Source organism: Amnibacterium soli (assembly GCF_039544415.1).
Classification (GTDB): Bacteria; Actinomycetota; Actinomycetes; order Actinomycetales; family Microbacteriaceae; genus Amnibacterium; species Amnibacterium soli.
This window is the reverse complement of sequence record NZ_BAABLP010000001.1, coordinates 338,194-352,667: the sequence shown is the minus strand read 5'-3', so window position 1 is coordinate 352,667 and position 14,474 is coordinate 338,194. Positions and strand designations below refer to the sequence as shown.

General features: G+C 75.5%; 15 protein-coding genes. 9 read left to right on the top strand and 6 right to left on the bottom strand.

Annotation, left to right across the window (positions count from 1 at the left end):
* Window positions 1–39: 39 nt before the first annotated feature.
* The gene (gene ilvA, locus ABEA53_RS01690; protein WP_425550581.1) at window positions 40–1,347 is read right to left on the bottom strand and encodes a threonine ammonia-lyase; all 1,308 of its coding nucleotides are present in this window, start codon (window positions 1,345–1,347) and stop codon (window positions 40–42) included.
* Complete coding sequence (locus tag ABEA53_RS01685) at window positions 1,340–2,566, bottom strand: AI-2E family transporter (protein WP_345479186.1); 1,227 nt, start codon at window positions 2,564–2,566, stop codon at window positions 1,340–1,342. The genes ilvA and ABEA53_RS01685 overlap by 8 nt, the downstream gene beginning before the upstream one ends.
* A 73-nt stretch (window positions 2,567–2,639) precedes the next feature.
* Between ABEA53_RS01685 and ABEA53_RS01680 the strand changes: the two genes are divergently transcribed.
* Window positions 2,640–3,830 carry a winged helix-turn-helix domain-containing protein gene (locus tag ABEA53_RS01680; protein ID WP_345479185.1) on the top strand — a complete coding sequence of 397 codons (1,191 nt, stop codon included), beginning with the start codon at window positions 2,640–2,642 and terminating at the stop codon, window positions 3,828–3,830.
* Window positions 3,831–3,858: 28 nt separating this feature from the next.
* On the opposite strand, the gene ABEA53_RS01675 is transcribed toward ABEA53_RS01680, so the two are convergent.
* Entirely contained in the window at window positions 3,859–4,848 is a 990-nt protein-coding gene (locus tag ABEA53_RS01675) for a glycosyltransferase family 9 protein (RefSeq protein ID WP_345479184.1), read from the bottom strand.
* Window positions 4,849–4,931: 83 nt separating this feature from the next.
* Here ABEA53_RS01675 and ABEA53_RS01670 point away from each other — a divergent pair, with 83 nt between their 5' ends.
* From ABEA53_RS01670 to ABEA53_RS01640, 7 genes are all read left to right on the top strand, one after another.
* Window positions 4,932–5,468 carry a D-glycero-alpha-D-manno-heptose-1,7-bisphosphate 7-phosphatase gene (locus tag ABEA53_RS01670; protein ID WP_345479183.1) on the top strand — a complete coding sequence of 179 codons (537 nt, stop codon included), beginning with the start codon at window positions 4,932–4,934 and terminating at the stop codon, window positions 5,466–5,468.
* On the top strand, window positions 5,465–6,496 hold the full coding sequence (locus ABEA53_RS01665) for a glycosyltransferase family 9 protein (RefSeq protein ID WP_345479182.1): 1,032 nt from the start codon (window positions 5,465–5,467) through the stop codon (window positions 6,494–6,496). Before ABEA53_RS01670 ends, ABEA53_RS01665 begins: the two co-directional genes overlap by 4 nt.
* The gene (locus tag ABEA53_RS01660; protein ID WP_345479181.1) at window positions 6,493–7,461 is read left to right on the top strand and encodes a glycosyltransferase; all 969 of its coding nucleotides are present in this window, start codon (window positions 6,493–6,495) and stop codon (window positions 7,459–7,461) included. The genes ABEA53_RS01665 and ABEA53_RS01660 overlap by 4 nt, the downstream gene beginning before the upstream one ends.
* 55 nt (window positions 7,462–7,516) lie before the next feature.
* On the top strand, window positions 7,517–8,764 hold the full coding sequence (locus tag ABEA53_RS01655; RefSeq protein WP_345479180.1) for a glycosyltransferase: 1,248 nt from the start codon (window positions 7,517–7,519) through the stop codon (window positions 8,762–8,764).
* Entirely contained in the window at window positions 8,761–9,369 is a 609-nt protein-coding gene (locus ABEA53_RS01650; protein ID WP_345479179.1) for a D-sedoheptulose-7-phosphate isomerase, read from the top strand. The genes ABEA53_RS01655 and ABEA53_RS01650 overlap by 4 nt, the downstream gene beginning before the upstream one ends.
* Window positions 9,366–10,739, top strand: coding sequence for a PfkB family carbohydrate kinase (locus ABEA53_RS01645; RefSeq protein ID WP_345479178.1), 1,374 nt, complete (start codon window positions 9,366–9,368; stop codon window positions 10,737–10,739). Before ABEA53_RS01650 ends, ABEA53_RS01645 begins: the two co-directional genes overlap by 4 nt.
* A 79-nt stretch (window positions 10,740–10,818) precedes the next feature.
* Window positions 10,819–11,526, top strand: coding sequence for an SDR family NAD(P)-dependent oxidoreductase (locus tag ABEA53_RS01640; protein ID WP_345479177.1), 708 nt, complete (start codon window positions 10,819–10,821; stop codon window positions 11,524–11,526).
* Window positions 11,527–11,579: 53 nt separating this feature from the next.
* On the opposite strand, the gene pnuC is transcribed toward ABEA53_RS01640, so the two are convergent.
* Window positions 11,580–12,245: a nicotinamide riboside transporter PnuC gene (gene pnuC / locus ABEA53_RS01635; protein ID WP_345479176.1), complete on the bottom strand. Its 666-nt coding sequence runs from the start codon at window positions 12,243–12,245 to the stop codon at window positions 11,580–11,582.
* 114 nt (window positions 12,246–12,359) lie between these two features.
* Here pnuC and ABEA53_RS01630 point away from each other — a divergent pair, with 114 nt between their 5' ends.
* On the top strand, window positions 12,360–13,079 hold the full coding sequence (locus ABEA53_RS01630) for a 3-keto-5-aminohexanoate cleavage protein (protein ID WP_345479175.1): 720 nt from the start codon (window positions 12,360–12,362) through the stop codon (window positions 13,077–13,079).
* A 4-nt stretch (window positions 13,080–13,083) separates the two neighbouring features.
* Here ABEA53_RS01630 and ABEA53_RS01625 read toward each other — a convergent pair whose 3' ends face one another.
* On the bottom strand, window positions 13,084–13,239 hold the full coding sequence (locus ABEA53_RS01625) for a hypothetical protein (RefSeq protein WP_345479174.1): 156 nt from the start codon (window positions 13,237–13,239) through the stop codon (window positions 13,084–13,086).
* A gap of 107 nt (window positions 13,240–13,346) precedes the next feature.
* Entirely contained in the window at window positions 13,347–14,447 is a 1,101-nt protein-coding gene (locus tag ABEA53_RS01620; protein WP_345479173.1) for a glycosyltransferase family 9 protein, read from the bottom strand.
* Between the last annotated feature and the right edge of the window lie 27 nt (window positions 14,448–14,474).

Genomic DNA, 14,474 nt, shown 5'->3' with positions numbered 1-14,474 from the left:
GCAGCGACCGCCCGCGGCGAACCGCCGGGGGGCGCGACGTCAGCTCGCGACGACCCGCGGCTGGTAGCCGGCCTGCTCCAGGCGCTCGAGCACGGCCGCCTGGTGAGGCTTGCCGCGGGTCTCGACGCTGATGTCGATCTGCACCTCGCTGATCTGGGTGTCCGAGCCGTGGCGGGTGTGCAGCACCTCGACGACGTTCGCGTTCGCCTCCGCGATGATCGCCGAGATCACCGCGAGCTGACCCGGGCGGTCGGGCAGGCCGATCCGCAGGGTCATGTAGCGGTCGGAGGTGACGAGGCCGCGGCTGATCACGCGCTCCATCATCAGCGGGTCGATGTTGCCGCCGGACAGCACCGCGACCGTGCGGCCGGGATCGGGCACGAGGCCCGACAGCAGGGCCGCGACGCCGACGGCGCCCGCCGGCTCGACGACGAGCTTCGCCCGCTCGAGCAGCACGAGCAGCGCGCTCGCGGTCTCGTCGTCGGTGACGGTGACGACCTCGTCGACCAGGTCGCGCACGATCTCGAAGGTGATGCGGCCGGGCGTGCCGACGGCGATGCCGTCCGCGATGGTCGGCGTCGTGCGCACGGTGCGCACCTCCCCCGCGGCGAGGGAGGAGGGGAACGCCGCCGCGTTCTCCGCCTGGACCCCGATCACGCGCACGTGCGGCGCGAGCTGCTTCACGGCCGAGACGACCCCGGCGATCAGGCCGCCGCCGCCGACGGGCACGACGATCGTCTGCACGTCGGGCACGTCCTCGAGGATCTCGAGCCCGACGGTGGCCTGGCCCGCGATCACGTCGGGGTGGTCGAACGGCGGGATGAAGACCGCGCCGGTCTGCTCCGCCCAGCGCTTCGCCGCGGCGAGCGACTCGTCGACCACGTCGCCGACGAGCTCGACGGTCGCGCCGTAGTCGCGCGTCGCCTCGAGCTTCGGCAGGGCGACGCCGATCGGCATGAAGATGGTCGCCTCGATGCCCAGCTCCCGCGCGGCGAACGCGACGCCCTGCGCGTGGTTGCCGGCGGACGCCGCGACGACGCCCCGCGCCCGCTCCTCCGGCGACAGCCGGGAGAGCCGGTACGAGGCGCCGCGGATCTTGTAGGAGCCGGTGCGCTGCAGGTTCTCGCACTTCAGGTGGACGGGCGCGCCCGTGACGGAGGCGAGGAAGCGCGACGTCTCCATGGGCGTGCGGGCCGCGAGCGGCGCCAGCACGCGGGCCGCGTCGCGGATGCGCTCGAGCGTCGGCACGGGCGCCGCGGCGGGCGCGTCGACGAGCGCGGCCGCCTCGGGGCTGGTCGCGAGGGCCTCGGGGGTCGCGGCCGTGGTCGCCTCCTGCTGCTCAGGCAACGGTCTTCACGTCCTGCGGCCGCGGCTGGCGGTTCCGCCGCCGGCTGGGCTTCGCGTCGTCGTCCTCCGGCACCTTCGACAGGTCGGGAGGCGGCTGCCCCTTCCAGGTGCCGCCGGCGATGAACTTCACCGCGGAGTTCAGCGCGGCCGCGAACGGCACCGCGAAGACTGCGCCCGCGATGCCGCCGAGCAGCGAGCCCAGTGCGACCGAGAGCACGACCGCGAGCGGATGCAGCCGCACGGCGTTGCCCATCAGCAGCGGTTGCAGCACGTGCGCCTCGAGCTGGTTCACGGCGATGAGGCCCGCCAGCATGATCAGCGCCTGGGTCGGGGTGCTCTGCGGGATCAGGCCGGGGTAGACGAGCGCGACCACGACGGCGAGGGCGCCGGCGGACACCGCGCCCACGATGGGGATGAACGCGCCGAGGAACACGAGCACGGCGATCGGCACGACGAACTTCAGCTGCAGGATGAACGCGACGAGCCCGATCCCGACCGCGTCGATCAGCGCGACGACGAGCTGGATCCGCACGTACTCGCCGATGGACAGCCACACCGAGTGGGCGGCGCCGTCGATCGCGGCCCGGGCCCGCGTCGGGGCGAGCCGGAGGCACCAGCGCCAGATGCCCGGTCCGTCCAGCACGAAGAACAGCGTGCTGAACAGGGTGAGCAGGAGGCCGATGCCGATGTCGCCCGCGGTGGACGCGCCCGCGACGGCACCCGCGGCGATCTTCCCGGAGTTCTTCTGCACCGTGGCGGTGCCGCTGCTGATGAGGTTCTGCAGGTCCTGCTCGTTGAAGCCGAAGGGGCTCGTCTTCAGGAACTGCAGGAACTTGGCGTAGGACTTCGCCAGCTGGGCCTCGAACCCGGGGAGGCCCGCCTGGAAGGTGATCACCACCAGGGTGACGAGACCGGCGATGACGACGAGCAGGCCGACGAACGCCACGGTCACGGCCGCCCACCGCGGCCAGCCGAGGCGCATCAGTCGCTTCTTCAGCGGCGTGAGCAGCCCCGACAGCAGCAGCGCGATGGCGACGGGGATGACGACGATGTGCAGCAGGCCGACGAGGTAGAGCAGCACCGCCCCGAGCACGATGACGCCGATGAGGCGCCAGGACCAGGCACCGGCGATCTTCAGGCCGTCCGGGACGGTGCGGGCCACGACGCCGGACTCGGCCGCGACGGCGGCCTCCGGCGCGGCGGATGGGCTCTCGGGCATCCGGTGAGTCTAGGGAGCGGCGGGCGCCCGGCCGCAGCCCGTCTCCGGGGTCGACGGCGGTAGCGTCCGAGGGGTGGTCGAGCAGCTGTCGCTCCGGGAGGCGCGCCGCACGGCGCTGGCCGCGCAGGGCTTCGGCCGCTCCCACCCGCCGACCGCGGGAGCCGCCCGCATCGAGGCCGTGCTGCACCGCCTCCGAGTGCTGCAGATCGACTCGGTCAACGTGTTCGAGCGCAGCCACTACCTGCCTCTGCTCGCCCGCCTCGGGCCGTACGACCGCACGCGGCTCGACCGGATGGTGCTGGACCCCGCGGGAGCGTTCCTCGAGTACTGGGCGCACGAGGCGACGTTCCTCCCGAAGGCGGACCTCGGGCTGTTCGCCTTCCGCATGGAGCACCACCGCGCCCGGCACGCGGAGGAGCTGGTGGAGCGCCGCGACCTGATCGGCGCCCTGAAGGCGGAGATCGCGGACCGCGGACCGCTGGCCGCCAGTGAGTTCGAGCAGCGGCCGAGCGTGCGGCAGGGCCCGTGGTGGGGCTGGTCGGACACGAAGCGCACGCTCGAGGTGCTGTTCCGGACCGGTGACCTCGTCAGCGCGGGGCGCCGCGGCTTCGAGCGGCGCTACGGCCTGCCCGAGCAGGTGCTCGGCGGCCCGCTGCAGCCGGTGCCGAAGGCGGAGGCGATCCGCGAGCTGGTGCGCCGCGCCGCCGTCGCGCACGGGGTCGCCGCCCTGCCCGACCTCGCCGACTACCACCGACTCCGCTCGGACGACACGGCGGTCGCCGCGCAGGAGCTGGAGGACGCGGGCGAGCTCGTGCCCGTCGTCGTGCCCGGGTGGGAGCGGGCCGACGGGAAGCCGCTCAGGACCTGGCGGCACGTCGACGCGGCGCCGCCGAGCCGGCTGCGCGCCGCGGCGGTGCTGTCGCCATTCGACCCGGTGGTGTGGCAGCGCGACCGGCTGTTGCGGATGTTCGGGTTCCACTACCGGATCTCCATCTACACGCCCGCGGCGGAGCGGGTGCACGGCTACTACGTGCTGCCCGTCCTCGTCGACGACCGGCTCGTCGGCCGGGTGGACCTCAAGTCCGACCGGCAGGGCGGCCGGCTGCTCGTGCAGGCGGCGTGGCTCGAGCCCGGGTCGTCGCCCGACGTCGCGGACCGCCTCGCGCCCGTGCTCCGCGACGCGGCGCGCTGGCAGGGCCTCGAGGCGATCGAGGTGGTCGGCGCCGGCGACCTCGCGCCCGCCCTCGGCGCCGCGCTCGCCTGAGCTCCGCGGATCCCGGCCGACGCTCCGGTCAGCGGCGTCCCGGAGGCGGCGTGCCGGGCAGGAGCTGCGGATCCGCGAACAGCGCGTCGACCGCGGCGAGCACCTCGTCGACCGTGACGGCCGCGATGGCCGGGTCCGGACCGGGCGCGAACGCGTCGCCGTCCCGCACCTCGGCGTGCGTCAGCGCGATGTGCGGTCCAGGCGGCGGTCCCCAGCGCTCCGGGCCGACGGGGCCGAAGAGCACGACGGAGGGGGTGCGGAACGCGGAGGCGAGGTGGCCGGCTCCCGTGTCGGCCGTGACGACCACCGCCGCCTCCGCGACGAGCGCCGCGAACCCGGCGAGGTCGGTCCGGCCGGCGAGCACGCGGTCCTCGGGCAGCCCGGCGCCCTGCGCGACCTCGAGCGCCCGGTCGCGCTCCCCCGCGCTGCCGCTGAACACGACGCGCTGCCCGGCCGTCTCGAGCGCGCGGGCGACCGCCGCGAAGCGGTCGGCGGGCCACTCGCGGGAGGGGAAGGCGGCGCCGACGTGCACCACGGCCGCGCCCGGGGCCGGGGACGCGACGCCGGGTCGCGCGACGCCGACGTCGTCGGGATCGCCGGGCATGCCGAAGGCGCCGGTGAGCCGCACCCAGCGCGCCCGCTCGTGCTGCTCCTCCACCCAGCGCGGTCCGGGCTCGCCCGGCGCGAGCGCGTGCCGCACGACCAGCCGCGCGCCGACCGCGTCGACCACGCCCGCGGACTCCGGACCGCCGCCGTGGAGGTTGGCGACCACGTCGACCTCCCCCGGCGAGAAGGGCAGCGGCTCGCCCAGGGCCGCGACCGGCACGAGGCCGTCGACCGCGTCGACGAGCCGCACGACCGGCTCCAGCCACGCGGAGGTCGTGAGCAGCAGGCGGTGCTCGGGCAGCGCCCGCCGGAGGGCCTTCAGCGCGGGGACCGCGACGAGCAGGTCGCCGAGCTGGAGCGCCCGGAACGCGACCGCGACGCGCCGTCCGTCGGCCTCGAATCGCTGCTCCATCGCATGATTCTCCCAGTCGCACTCGGGCGCGTACTCAGCCGTTTCGCAGGAGAAGAAGGTGGCGGAACGGTAGTCATGCCGAGATGCCCGAACCCGCCCAGCCGCTCGCGGTGCTCTTCGACCGCGACGGCACCCTCGTGATCGACGTGCCCTACAACGGCGATCCCGCCCTCGTGCAGCCCATGCCGGGCGCCCTCGAGGCGGTCGCCGCGGTGCGCGCCGCGGGGCTGCCGATCGGCGTGGTCTCGAACCAGTCGGGCATCGCCCGGGGCATCGTCACCCGCGAGCAGGTCGACGCCGTGAACGCGCGGGTCGACGAGCTGTTCGGCGGGTTCGACACCTGGCAGATCTGCCCGCACGGACCCGAGGACGGCTGCGACTGCCGCAAGCCCGCGCCCGGCATGGTGCTGCGCGCCGCCGCCGCGCTCGGCGTCGACCCGGCGCGCACCGTCGTGATCGGCGACATCGCCGCGGACGTGGGCGCCGCGCACGCCGCCGGCGGCCGGGCCGTCCTGGTGCCGACGCCGATCACGCGCCAGGAGGAGGTCGCCGACGCCCCGGCCGTCGCCGCCGACCTCGCGGAGGCCGTCCGCATCGCGCTCGCCGGGGACGCGGGATGAAGCGGGTGCTCGTCGCCCGCCTCGACAGCATGGGCGACGTGCTCGTCAGCGGACCGGCCGTGCGCGCCGTCGCGGCGAGCGCCGAGGTCGTGCTGCTCGCCGGACCGCAGGGCGCCGGTGCCGCCCGCCTCCTGCCCGGCGTCGCGGAGGTGCACGTGCTCGCGGCCCCCTGGATCGCCCCCACCGACCGCCCGGTAGACGCGGCGCTCGTCGCCGAGGTGGCGGACCTGGTCGAGACGACCGGCATCGAGGAGGCGGTCGTCCTCACGTCCTTCCACCAGTCCCCCCTGCCCCTCGCGCTGCTGCTGCGGCTCGCGGGCGTGCAGCGCATCACCGGTGCCTCGGTGGACGCGGGCGGCGGCCTGCTCGATGCGCGCCTCATCCCCGGCGAGGACTTCCCCGAGGACCTTCCCGAACCCCTCCGGGCCCTGCGCATCGCGGCCGCGGCCGGCTTCGCGCTGCCCGACGGCGACGACCGGCTCGCGGTGACACTGCCTGCAGCGCGACCGGACGCGGCGGGCGACGGCCCGTACGTCGTGGTGCATCCCGGCGCCGCGGTGCCCGCCCGCGCCTACCCGGCGGCGCACTGCGCCCGCGTCGTCGAGCTGCTGGCCGAGCGCGGCCACCGGGTGCTCGTCACCGGCGGACCCGACGAGCGCGCGCTCACGGCCGCCGTCGCCGGCACCGCGGGCACGGACCTCGGCGGCGCGCTCGGCCTCGCCGAGCTCGGCGCGGTGCTGCGCGACGCGGACGTCGTGGTCGTCGGCAACACCGGCCCCGCGCACCTCGCCGCGGCCGCCGGCACCGCGATCGTCAGCCTGTTCGCCCCGGTCGTGCCGCCCGTGCGCTGGGCGCCGTGGGGCGTGCCCGTCGCGCTGCTCGGCGACCAGGAGGCGCCCTGCCGCGGCTCGCGCGCCCGCGTCTGCCCCGTCGCCGGGCACCCGTGCCTCGCCTCCGTGATCCCGGAGACCGTCGCGGACGCCGCCGAGCGGCTCATCGCCGACCGACTGACAGGAGCGCTCGCATGAAGGTGCTGCTGTGGCACGTGCACGGCGGCTGGACGGACGCGTTCGTCCAGGGCGGCCACGACTACCTCTTCCCCACGACGCCCGCGCGCGACGGCTGGGGCCTCGGCCTCGGCGGCCGGGACTGGCCCGCCCGCGAGGTCGCGCCCGAGGACGTCCGCGCGGAGGAGGTCGACGTCGTCGTCCTGCAGCGGCCCGACGAGCTGGCCGAGGCGGAGCGGCTGACCGGCCGCCGCATCGGGCACGACCTGGCGGCCGTCTACCTCGAGCACAACACCCCCAAGGGCGACGTGCCGACCTCGGTGCACCCGATGGCGGACCGCTCGGACCTCGACCTCGTGCACGTCACGCACACCAACGCGCTGCTCTGGGACGTCGGCCGCACCCGCGCCCGCGTGATCGAGCACGGCGTGCGCGATCCCGGCCTGCACTACTCCGGCGCGCTCGAGCGCTTCGGCGCCGTGATCAACGAGCCGGTGCGCCGCTGGCGCGTGACCGGCACCGACCTGCTGCCCCGCTTCGCCGCGGTCGCGCCGGTCGACGTGTTCGGCATGGGCACCGACCTGCTCGACGGCGCGTTCGAGGGCTCGCCGGTCATCGTCGGCGCGGGCGACGTCCGGCCGCCCGGCATGCACGCCGCGCTCGCCGAGCGCCGCGCCTACCTCCATCCGCACCGCTGGACCTCGCTCGGGCTGTCCCTGATCGAGGCGATGCAGCTCGGGATGCCCGTGCTGGCCCTCGCCGCGACGGAGGCGCCGCGCGCGGTGCCGGCCGAGGCCGGTGCGATCTCCGCCGACGTCGGCGAGCTGGTCCGGGAGGCCGCGCGCCTGCTCGCCGACCCCGACGAGGCGCGGCGCCGTGGCCTGATCGCTCGGGAGGTCGCACTGGAGCGGTACGGTCTCCGTCGCTTCCTCGACGACTGGGACGAGACCCTCGGCGAGGCCGTCGGCAGAACCCCCGGATCCTGAGAGGGACCGAAATGGGGATTGCAGCCGACCAACGGAATCTGGGAGAAGGTCCCTGATGAGAATCGCACTGGTATCCGAACACGCCAGTCCGCTGGCCACCCTCGGGGGTGTCGACGCGGGGGGGCAGAACGTCCACGTCGCGGCGCTGGCGACCGCGCTCGGAGCGCAGGGGCACGACGTCGTCGTCTACACGCGACGCGACGACCCCGACCTGCCCGAGCAGGTGCCGTTCGCCCCGGGCGTCGTCGTCGTGCCGGTGACCGCGGGTCCCGCGGCGCACGTGCCGAAGGACGAGCTGCTGCCGCTGATGGGCGAGTTCGCCGACACGCTCGCCGCCACCTGGACCGCGGAGCGCCCCGACGTGGTGCACGGCCACTTCTGGATGTCCGGCCTCGCCGCGCTCGATGCGGCCGAGCGGGTCGACCTCGAGCTCGGCGGCCACCTGCCCGTGCTCCAGACCTTCCACGCCCTCGGCGTCGTCAAGCGGCGCCAGCAGGGCGCCCGCGACACCTCCCCCGCCGAGCGCTCCTTCCTCGAGCCGGGCGTCGCCCGCCGGGCGGACGTCGTCGTCGCGACCTGCTCGGACGAGGCGTTCGAGCTGAAGGCGCTCGGCGTGCCCTCCTCCCGCATCTCCGTCGTGCCCTGCGGCGTCGACACCGCGCACTTCACGCCGAACGGCCCCGCCGTGCCGCGGGGCGAGCGCTACCGCCTGCTGACCGTCAGCCGCCTCGTGCCGCGCAAGGGCGTCGGCAACGCGATCGAGGCGCTGGGCCTGCTCGTGCGCGCCGGCGTCGACGCGGAGCTCGTGATCGTCGGCGGCGCCGGCGACGCGGGCCACCTCGAGGCCGAGCCCGAGACCGAGCGCCTGCGCCGTGTCATCGAGGCCGAGGGCCTGCAGGACCGGGTCGTGCTCGCCGGCGCGATCGGCCACGACGACCTGCCCGCCTGGTACCGCAGCGCCGACGTCGTGATCTGCGCGCCCTGGTACGAGCCCTTCGGCATCGTGCCGCTCGAGGCGATGGCCTGCGGCCGTCCCGTCGTCGCGACGCGCGTCGGCGGGCTCATCGACACCGTCGTGGACGACGGCACCGGCATGCACGTGCCGCCGCGCGACCCCGAGACCCTCGCCGAGGTGCTCGCCGACCTGCTGCAGGACCCGGAACGCCGGCAGCGCTACGGGGACGCCGGCCGACGCCGCGCGACCACCCGCTACACGTGGCGCAGAATCGCCACCGAGACCGCACGCGTCTACGGACGCCTGGCGGCGCGGAGCACCGCCGCCCTGAGAACGGGAGAACGATGACCGCCATCGACGAGAAGGTCGACGCCGAGCGCGTCGCCGATCGCCACATCGCGGCCCTGGAGGCGTCGATCGAGGCGCTGCGCGCCGAGTCGGGCCGCCTCGCGGCCTGGGGCGGGACCCTCGCCGACCGGCTGCTCGACGGCGGGCGCCTGCTCGCCGCCGGCAACGGCGGCTCGGCCGCGGAGGCGCAGCACCTGACGGCCGAGTTCGTGGGCCGCTTCGACGGGGACCGCCGCGCGTTCAGCGCGATCTGCCTGCACGGGGACACCTCCGCGCTCACCGCCATCGGCAACGACTACGGCTTCGACGAGGTCTTCGCCCGCCAGGTCACCGCGCACGCGCGGCCCGGCGACGTGCTCGTGCTGCTGTCCATCAGCGGCACGAGCGGCAACGTGGTCCGCGCCGCGGAGGCGGGCCGCGCGGCCGGCGCCACGGTGTGGGCGATGACGGGCCCCGGCCCGAACCCGCTGACCGAGGCGGCGGACGACGCGATCACGCTGCCCGGCACCGGCGCGAACGTGCAGGAGGCGCAGCTCGTCGCCGTCCACGCGCTGTGCCGCGTGTTCGACGCGATCGTGCTCGAGCGGCTCGGGGCCACCCGATGAGCGGCGCGCGCCTTCGCGCGGTCGTCGTCGGCGACCTGCTGCTCGACGTCGACGTGGAGGGCGAGGTCGAGCGACTCACCCCGTACGCCCCCGTGCCCGTGCTCGACGTCGTCTCCGAGACGAAGCGCGCCGGCGGCGCCGGCCTCGTCGCGACGCTGCTGCACCGCGACGGCCACGACGTGACGCTCGTCACGGCGCTGTCGGACGACGCCCGGGCGGGCGACCTGCCGGGCCTGCTCGACGGCGTGACGCTCGTCGCCGGCCGGTCCCCCTCCCCCACGGTCGTGAAGACGCGCATCCGCAGCCGCGAGCAGCCGATCGTGCGCATCGACGAGGGGTCCGCGCCCGCGGAGGCGCCCGAGGTGACGGCGGCGATGCTCGACGCCGTCCGCGGCGCCGACCTGATCGTCGTCGCCGACTACGGCCGCGGCCTGCTCGAGGACGCCGCCCTGCGCGCGGCGATCGAGGCCGCCGCCGCCGACGTGCCCGTCGTCTGGGATCCGCACCCCCGCGGCGCCCGGCCCGTGCCCGGCGCCGTCGTGACCCCGAACCTCGGCGAGGCCCGCGGGTTCTCCGGCGTCGAGGGCTCCGGCGTGCCGTTCGCCGACGAGGCCGCGCTGCGCCTGCTCGAGGCCTGGGGCTCCGCCGCGGTCGTGATCACGATGGGCTCGCACGGCGCGCTGCTGCGAACCTCCGCCCGCGGTCTGCCGCTCGTCGCCGCCGCCTCCGTCGTCACCGACCCCGACGTGAACGGCGCCGGCGACCGGTTCGCGTCCGCGCTCGCGGTCGCGCTCGGCTCGGGCTCCACGCACAGCGAGGCCGTGCAGACGGCGGTCGCCACCACGGCCGGCTTCCTCGCCGACGGCGGCGTCGCGACGCTCGTCTCCGCGCCCGTCGCCGCCCTGCCCGGCCCCGACCACGATGCCCTCGCGGTCGTCGAGCGGGTGCGCGCGGCCGGCGGCACGGTCGTCGCCACCGCCGGCTGCTTCGACCTGATCCACGCCGGTCACGCGAAGACGCTCGCCGCGGCCCGCGCGCTCGGCGACTGCCTGATCGTGCTGCTGAACTCCGACGACTCCGTGCGCCGCCTGAAGGGGCCCGAGCGGCCCCTGATGACCGCGGAGGACCGCGTCGACCTGCTCAGCGCGCTGCAGGTCGTCGACGGCGTCGTCGTGTTCGGCGAGGACACCCCGGTCGACGCGATCCGCCGCATCCGGCCGGACATCTGGGTGAAGGGCGGCGACTACAACGCCGGGAGCCTGCCCGAGGCCTCCGTCATCACCGAGTGGGGCGGGCGCGCGGTCACCGTGCCGTTCTTCCCCGGCCGCTCGACGACGAAGCTCGCCGCCGCGATCCAGCGCGTCTCCTGATCCTCCGCCGTCCACCGCTCGGGATCCCGGTGGCCGGCAGCGTCCGCACATCGGGTCCCGACCGACGAAAAGGATCACCATGCCCACCGCCACCACCTCGCCGACCCCGCTCGGCCGCACCCTGATCACGGGAGGCGCGTCCGGACTCGGGCTGGCCGTCGCCGACGCCGTGGCCGCCGCGGGCGGCACGCCGATCGTGCTCGACCTCGCGGTCGAGGGCAGCGCCCACACCGCCTACCAGGGCGACGTCACCGACACCCGCGGCGTGGAGGCCCTCGTGGCCCGCATCGTCGAGGAGCAGGGCGGCCTCGACGCCGTCGTCACCGCCGCCGGCATCGACAAGCCCGGCCGCCTCGACGAGATCCCCGGCGACGTCTGGGAGCGGGTCATCGCGGTGAACCTGCTCGGCACCGCCGCCGTCGTGCGCGCCGCTCTGCCGGCGCTCTACGAGACGCACGGCCGCGTCGTCACCGTCTCGTCGTCCCTCGGCGTGCGCGCCGTCTCCGACGCGACCGCCTACTCCGCCTCCAAGTTCGGCGTCATCGGCTTCGCCCGGGCGCTGGCCGCCGAGACGCGCGGCCAGATCGGCGTCACGACGCTGATCCCCGCCGGCATGAAGACGCGCTTCTTCGACGGCCGCACCGCGCAGTACGCGCCGGGCGAGGACGCCAACCTGAACGACCCGGCCAACGTCGCCGCCGCGGTCGTCTTCGCGCTCTCGAGCCCCCGCGGCTCCGAGGTGCGCGAGATCTCGGTCATGCACGAGGAGGAGCCGAGCTGGCCGTGAGCCGCCTCGTCCGATGACGGCGGGCCCGGTGCGGTCGCACCGGGCCCTCCGCGTCAGCCCTCGACGACGACCGCCGAGGAGGGGCGCACGCGCTGGCCGCGCCAGACGAAGAAGCCCCAGAGCGTGAAGGCGCCGTAGACGACGTACATGAGGCCGGAGGCGTAGTACCCGGCCGAGAAGAGCAGGGGCACGCCGACGACGTCGACGGCGACCCAGATGAGCCAGAACTCGACCCAGCCCTTCGCCATCCCGTAGGTGGCGAGCAGCGAGCCCATGAAGATCCACGCGTCGCTCCACTGCGGGGCGTAGGAGCCGAGCGCGGTGAACAGCGGCGTCAGGGCCGCGGTGCCGCCGACCAGCGCGACGACGAGCAGCAGCCGCTCCCGCCCGCTCGCCCAGTGCGGCGTGATGGTGGTCGCCGCCGCGCCGTCCCTGCGGGTCCAGCGGTACCAGCCGTAGACGCTGACGAGGATGAACATCACCTGCCGCCCGGCCTGACCGAGCAGGTTCACCGGGTTCGGCGTGCCGAAGACGGCGCCGAGGAACACGGTGAAGAGCAGCGCGTTGCCCGCGATGCCGACCGGCCACGCCCACACCTTGCGCCGCATGCCGCCCAGGGCGCTCAGCAGCCCGAACACGTTGCCGAGCACCTCCCGCCACAGCAGGTGCTGCGCGCCGATGACGATCTGCGCGTCGAACAGCCAGTGCACGAGGTCCACGTGGGCATCTCCTTCTTCCGGGACGTGCAGCGCACGGGACGCTCAGGGAATTCCATGGTGGCTTCCCCGGGTCGCGCCCACCCGGATCGGAGTCCCCGTACGTACCCTGCGACGGTGCTTCTGCAGGCTGCGCTGAACGGACGTCGGAACCGGGACGAGCACGAGGCGGTGCCGCTGACCCCGTCGGAGCTGCAGGCCGACGCGATCGCCTGCGGTGCGGCCGGCGCCCACGGCTTCCACGTCCACCCGCGCGATCCCTCCGGAGTCGAACGGCTCGACGCCGAATGGGTAGACGCGGCCGCGAACGCCGTCCACGACGTCAGCCGCTGGCCGGTCAGCGTGACCACGGGCGCCTGGATCGAGGGCGAGCAGCGGCGCCGGGTCGCGCTGCTGTCGCGCTGGACGGGCCCCGACGCGGCGAGCGTGAACCTGTCGGAGCCGTCGGCGATCGACACCATGCGGGCGCTGATGGGCCTCGGGATCCGCGTGGAGGCCGGCGTCTGGACGGTCGATGATGCGGAGCTGCTGCTGCGCAGCGGCATCGCGGACCGCGTCGAGCGGGTGCTCGTCGAGCTGCAGGACGTGGCCGTCGGCGACGTCGAGGCGGCGGCAGCGGAGATCCACGCCGTGCTCGACCGCGCGGGCGTGCTCGCACCGCGCCTGCAGCACGGCGAGGACGACACCGCCTGGATCGCGCTCGAGGACGCCGCGCGGCGCGGCTGCGACGTCCGCATCGGCCTGGAGGACGTGCTCGTGCTGCCCGACGGCTCACGGGCGCCGGACAACGCGGCGCTCGTGGCGGCGGCGCACGAGCTCCTCGCGACCCGGCGCTAGCGGGTCAGGGCCGCTGGTCGCCCCGCCGCTCGCGGCGGACCCGCGACTCCTCGCCCGTGCGCTGCTGGCGGTTGCGCTGCCGGACGGCGAAGTAGCCGATCGCGATGCCGATCAGCAGGATCATGAGCAGCAGGACGATCGGCAGCACGAAGGACGGCACGCCTCAGCGTCCCGCACGATCGGGCCGAGCGCCCGCGATCCGCGCCGTCTCCCAGCCCGCTCGCACCCGGCGCGCGGAGGAGGCACAGGGCGCGGAGGCCCCGCCGATCAGCCGGCGAGCAGCGCCCGCACGTCCTCGAGGACGTCGGCGACCGGCACGTCGGCGACGTAGGACGGGTCGTGCTGGCAGCGTTCCGCGTTCCAGCCGATCTGGGTGGCGTCGACGCCGCACACCGGGCACCGCGTGATGCGGCCGAGCCGGATGCGGTGCCGCCCGCGACCGAACGGCATCGCGTTGATCGTGTTGCCGAAGATGAAGATCCCGACGGTCTTCGCGCCCACGGCCTGCGCGAGGTGACGCGGGCCGCTGTCGTTGGCCAGCACGACGGCGGCCTGCGCGAGCACGCCGACGAGTCCGGACAGGTCCAGCCCTCCGGCGAGCGACACGACCGCCCCGCGCTCGGCCAGGGTGAGCCGCTCCTGCGCGGACGCGACCACGCGGTCGACGATGCCCGCCTCGCTCGCGTCGCCGATCACCGCGACGCGGATCCCCTCCCGCACCGCGGCGGCCGCGACCTCGCCGAACCGCTCGACCGGCCAGTGCCGGCGGGGATCGGTGGCGCCCGGGTGGATCACGAGGGTCGGTCCGGTGCCGAGCAGCCGGTCCGCGGCCTCCCGCTCCGCGTCGAGCACGGGCAGCTCCGGCTCGAGCGTCGCGGGCGCGGCGCCCGCCAGCCCGGCGACCTCGAGCCAGCGGAGCACCTCGTGCTGGAAGAAGTCGTAGTGGATCCATCGCTCGAGCCGCGCCGCGTCCGGGGTCGCGGTGCCGACCGTGTGCCGGGCGCCGAGCCCGAGCACGAACGGGTTCGCGTTGCGACCGCCGCCGTGCGCCTGCACGGCGAGGTCGAGCCGGCGGTCGCGCATCGCCGCGGTGAAGGCCGCGACCCCCGCCTCGTCGCGCGCGTCGCCGTGGACGCCGGGCCAGCCGGGCAGCTGCACGACCTCGTCCACGAGGCCGCGGCCCGCGAGCAGCGTCGATGCGGTGCGGGTGCCGAGCAGCACCGTCTCCGCGCCCGGGTAGGCCGCCCGCAGCGCGGCGAGGGCCGGCAGCGCGAACACGAGGTCGCCGAGGGCTCCGCCGCGCAGCACCGCGATGCGCTCCACGCCGTCGAAGCGGGGCGCGAGCGGGGCGACGGCGGGCGCGGGCACCCGGCGATCCTGCCCGACGGCGTTCGC

What these genes read in the sequence shown, in the direction of transcription:
- ABEA53_RS01685 (WP_345479186.1), bottom strand. Translation starts at nt 2,566, where the DNA reads ATGCCCGAGAGCCCATCCGCCGCGCCGGAGGCCGCCGTCGCGGCCGAG.
- ABEA53_RS01675 (WP_345479184.1), bottom strand. Translation starts at nt 4,848, where the DNA reads ATGGAGCAGCGATTCGAGGCCGACGGACGGCGCGTCGCGGTCGCGTTC.
- ABEA53_RS01670 (WP_345479183.1), top strand. Translation starts at nt 4,932, where the DNA reads ATGCCCGAACCCGCCCAGCCGCTCGCGGTGCTCTTCGACCGCGACGGC.
- ABEA53_RS01665 (WP_345479182.1), top strand. Translation starts at nt 5,465, where the DNA reads ATGAAGCGGGTGCTCGTCGCCCGCCTCGACAGCATGGGCGACGTGCTC.
- ABEA53_RS01660 (WP_345479181.1), top strand. Translation starts at nt 6,493, where the DNA reads ATGAAGGTGCTGCTGTGGCACGTGCACGGCGGCTGGACGGACGCGTTC.
- ABEA53_RS01655 (WP_345479180.1), top strand. Translation starts at nt 7,517, where the DNA reads ATGAGAATCGCACTGGTATCCGAACACGCCAGTCCGCTGGCCACCCTC.
- ABEA53_RS01650 (WP_345479179.1), top strand. Translation starts at nt 8,761, where the DNA reads ATGACCGCCATCGACGAGAAGGTCGACGCCGAGCGCGTCGCCGATCGC.
- ABEA53_RS01645 (WP_345479178.1), top strand. Translation starts at nt 9,366, where the DNA reads ATGAGCGGCGCGCGCCTTCGCGCGGTCGTCGTCGGCGACCTGCTGCTC.
- ABEA53_RS01640 (WP_345479177.1), top strand. Translation starts at nt 10,819, where the DNA reads ATGCCCACCGCCACCACCTCGCCGACCCCGCTCGGCCGCACCCTGATC.